3 protein-coding genes are annotated in these 3,547 nt (G+C 72.9%); all 3 read left to right on the forward strand.

The window, feature by feature from the left end:
• The first annotated feature begins 88 nt into the window (after positions 1-88).
• The gene (locus JS521_RS34615) at positions 89-1,666 is read left to right on the forward strand and encodes a GMC family oxidoreductase (protein WP_205086833.1); all 1,578 of its coding nucleotides are present in this window, start codon (positions 89-91) and stop codon (positions 1,664-1,666) included.
• A 39-nt stretch (positions 1,667-1,705) separates the two neighbouring features.
• Positions 1,706-2,335: an alpha-ketoglutarate-dependent dioxygenase AlkB gene (locus tag JS521_RS34620; protein ID WP_205086834.1), complete on the forward strand. Its 630-nt coding sequence runs from the start codon at positions 1,706-1,708 to the stop codon at positions 2,333-2,335.
• A gap of 96 nt (positions 2,336-2,431) precedes the next feature.
• On the forward strand, positions 2,432-3,547 hold a 1,116-nt coding region (locus JS521_RS34625), incomplete at its 3' end, for a PAS domain-containing protein (RefSeq protein ID WP_205086835.1).

A 3,547-nucleotide genomic window follows, 5' to 3' on the forward strand; every position in this document is an offset into this window, starting at 1 on the left:
CCCCACCGCTCCCCCGCCGGCCGGCTGAACCCCGCAGATCCGCCGGCCGCCCGGAACCCCGTCGGCCGCCCGAACCCTGGAGACCCCGATGTCCGAAGAGAGCTCCGCACCCACGTTCGACTACGTCGTGGTCGGCGGCGGTACGGCCGGCGCCGTCATCGCCGCCCGGCTCACCGAGGACCCCGACGTCACCGTCTGCGTACTGGAGGCGGGGCCCTCGGACGTCGGGGACGACAGCATCCTGCGGCTGGAGAGGTGGATGGCGCTGCTGGAGTCCGGTTACGACTGGGACTACCCGGTGGAGCCGCAGGAGCGGGGCAACAGCTTCATGCGGCACGCCCGCGCCAAGGTGCTCGGCGGCTGCTCCTCGCACAACTCCTGCATCGCCTTCTGGGCCCCGGCCGAGGACCTCGACGAGTGGGCGGCACTAGGCTGCACCGGGTGGAGCGCGGCGGACTGCTACCCGCTCTACCAGCGCCTGGAGACCAACGACGCGCCCGGCGACCACCACGGGCGCTCCGGCCCGGTCACCATCCGGACGGTGCCGCCCCGCGACCCGTGCGGTACGGCCCTGCTGGAGGCCTGCGCGACGGCGGGCATCCCCACCGTCCCGTTCAACACGGGTTCCACCGTGATCCGGGGCGCGCACTGGTTCCAGATCAACGCTCGCGAGGACGGCACCCGTTCCTCGGCCTCGGTGTCGTATCTGCACCCGGTGCTGGGGAAGCGGCCGAACCTGGAGGTACGGACGGGGCTCCAGGCGAAGCGGCTGCTGTTCGACGGCGAGCGGTGCACGGGGGTGGAGTACCTGGAGCCCGACACCGTGCACAGCGGGACGGTGCACGCGCGGCGCGAGGTGATCGTCTCCTGCGGGGCGATCGACTCGCCGAAGCTGCTGATGCTGTCCGGGATCGGTCCGGCCGGGCATCTGCGGGAGACCGGGGTGGACGTGCGGGTGGACTCCCCCGGCGTCGGCTCGCACCTCCAGGACCACCCGGAGGGGGTGATCATGTGGGAGGCGAAGCAGCCCATGGTCTCCGCCTCCACCCAGTGGTGGGAGATCGGGATCTTCGCGGACACCGAGCCGGGGCTCGACCGGCCGGACCTGATGTTCCACTACGGCTCGGTGCCGTTCGACATGAACACCTACCGGCGCGGCTACCCGACCTCCGACAACGCGTTCTGCCTGACCCCGAACGTCACCCGCGCCCGGTCCCGGGGCACGGTGCGGCTGCGGACCCGGGACTTCCGGGACAAGCCCCGGGTCGATCCCCGCTACTTCACCGACGAGCACGACGTACGGGTGATGACGTACGGGCTGCGGCTGGCGCGGGAGATCGTGGCGCAGCCGGAGATGGCCGCGTGGGCAGGGGCCGAGCTGGCTCCGGGGCCGGGCGCGACCACGGACGCGGAGCTGTTCGACTACATCCGCGAGACGCACAACACCGTCTACCACCCGGCCGGAACCGTACGGATGGGCCCGGCGGAGGACCCGGACTCGCCGCTCGACCCGCAGCTGCGGGTGAAGGGCGTCACCGGGCTGCGGGTGGCCGACGCGTCGGTCATGCCGTTCCTGCCGACGGTCAATCCGTGCATCACCACGATGATGATCGGCGAGAAGTGCGCGGATCTGATCAAGGACGGCGCCACCCCTGTCACCCGATAGATATTCGCACACCTGCTCGAATAGCGTTACGCTCTCCTCATGGCCGTACACCTGCAAAGCTCGCTTTTCGACCAGGAGGCCGAGGTCGGCACCCGCCCCCTGAGCGGACTGCGGCGCACCGATCTCGGCCATGGGGCCTGGATCGACGTGCTGCCGCAGTGGCTGCGGGGTGCGGACACGCTGTTCGAGACGCTGGTGCGCGACGTCGCCTGGCGGGCCGAACAGCGCGTCATGTACGAGCGCGTGGTGGCGGTCCCCCGGCTACTGGCCTTCTTCGGCCGCCGCGACCCCCTGCCCCATCCGGCCCTGGAGGCCGCCCGCACCGAGCTGGGCGAGCATTACGCCGCTGAGCTGGGCGAACCGTTCACCACGGCGGGGCTGTGCTTCTACCGCGACGGCCGGGACGGGGTCGCCTGGCACGGGGACACCAGCGGCCGGGGAAGCAGCGAGGACACGATGGTCGCGATCCTCTCGCTGGGAGCGCCCCGGCACCTCGCGCTGCGGCCGCGCCGCCCGGGCCCCGCCCCCGTCCGCCGAACGCTCGGACACGGCGACCTGATCGTCATGGGCGGCAGTTGCCAGCGCACCTGGGAGCACGCGATCCCCAAGACCGCGCGGGCCGTCGGGCCGCGCGTCAGCGTGCAGTTCCGGCCCGACGGGGTGCGCTGACCCCGGCTTCCGGCGGGCGCGGCCCGGGGCACCGCGGTTGTGCGGGTTCCGGGCAGGGCCGATTCTGAGAGTAATGAACCGGGCCGGTGTCGCGCCGTGAGCGCGGCGAACACGGCGGAGAGCGCCGATTTCCGTGGACCTCTGGACATCACCAGGGCGGCCACGGTGGTTCTTGACGCCGAGAGCACGGTCATCGGCTGGAGCCCCGCGGCCGCCGCACTCCTCGGCTACGGCCCCGCCGAGGTCCTGGGGCGGCCGCTGAGCGCGTTCCTCTCGGTGCGCCCGGTCGGCGGCACTCCCCCGGCCGAAACAGCCGAAGCGGCCGAAACAGCGGGACCGACCGCGGCCGGCCTCGGGCCTCCGTCCCTCGTCGGCAACGCGATCCACGTGGCCCGTGCCCGCGACGGCCGTGAGCTGCTGGTGGCGACGGCGACCTGCCCGCTGCCGGGCGGGGCCGCGGGCAACGGCGCCGGTGCGCCGGACCGGATTCTGGTGGCGGCCGAGGTGGCGGAACTGCGGCACTGGGAGTCGCGGCTCGCCCTGCTCCAGGGGCTGGCCACCCAGTCGCCGGTCGGCCTGGCGATCTACGACACCGACCTGCGGCTGACCTGGAGCAACACGGCGTACGAGCGGGAGATCGGGCAGCCGCTGGCCGCGTTCCGGGGCAAGCGGGCCGACGAGCTGTACTCCGGGGGCTCCTTCGTGACCCAGGGCTATCCGCAGACGCTCGACGGCGTCATGCACCAGGTGCTCGAAACGGGCGAGCCGATCCTCGACCTGCACTTCCGGGGCCAGCAGCCCAGCGACCCGGGGCGGGACCACCTGTGGTCCTGCGCCTACTACCGGCTGGAGGACGCCCACGGGCACGTCTTCGGCGTGTGCGAGGACGCGTTCGACATCACCGACCGCTACCGGGTCCAGGAGCGGCTGACCCTCCTGGTCGAGGCCGGCCGCAGGATCGGCACGGTCCTGGACGTGGCGACCACCGCCGAGGAGATCGCCGAGGTGGCCGTACCGGACTTCGCCGCGACCGTACGGGTCGATGTCACGCGGGCCGCGGTGACCGGGGAGACGGCGGCGGTGGGCAGCCGGGCGGACATGTCGCTGCTGCGGGTCGCGGAACGCTCGGAGCCGGGAGCGACGACACCGGACCCGGCCCTCCCGGACCCGGCCCTCCCGGACCCGGGCGTGTCCGATCCGGCCCACCCCCCC

Origin of the sequence: Streptomyces durocortorensis (genome assembly GCF_016901035.1) — a bacterium.
Classification (GTDB): Bacteria; Actinomycetota; Actinomycetes; order Streptomycetales; family Streptomycetaceae; genus Streptomyces; species Streptomyces durocortorensis.

Excerpts from the sequence above, each read along its gene's own strand:
- JS521_RS34615 (WP_205086833.1), top strand. The coding sequence starts at position 89 with ATGTCCGAAGAGAGCTCCGCACCCACGTTCGACTACGTCGTGGTCGGC.
- JS521_RS34620 (WP_205086834.1), top strand. The coding sequence starts at position 1,706 with ATGGCCGTACACCTGCAAAGCTCGCTTTTCGACCAGGAGGCCGAGGTC.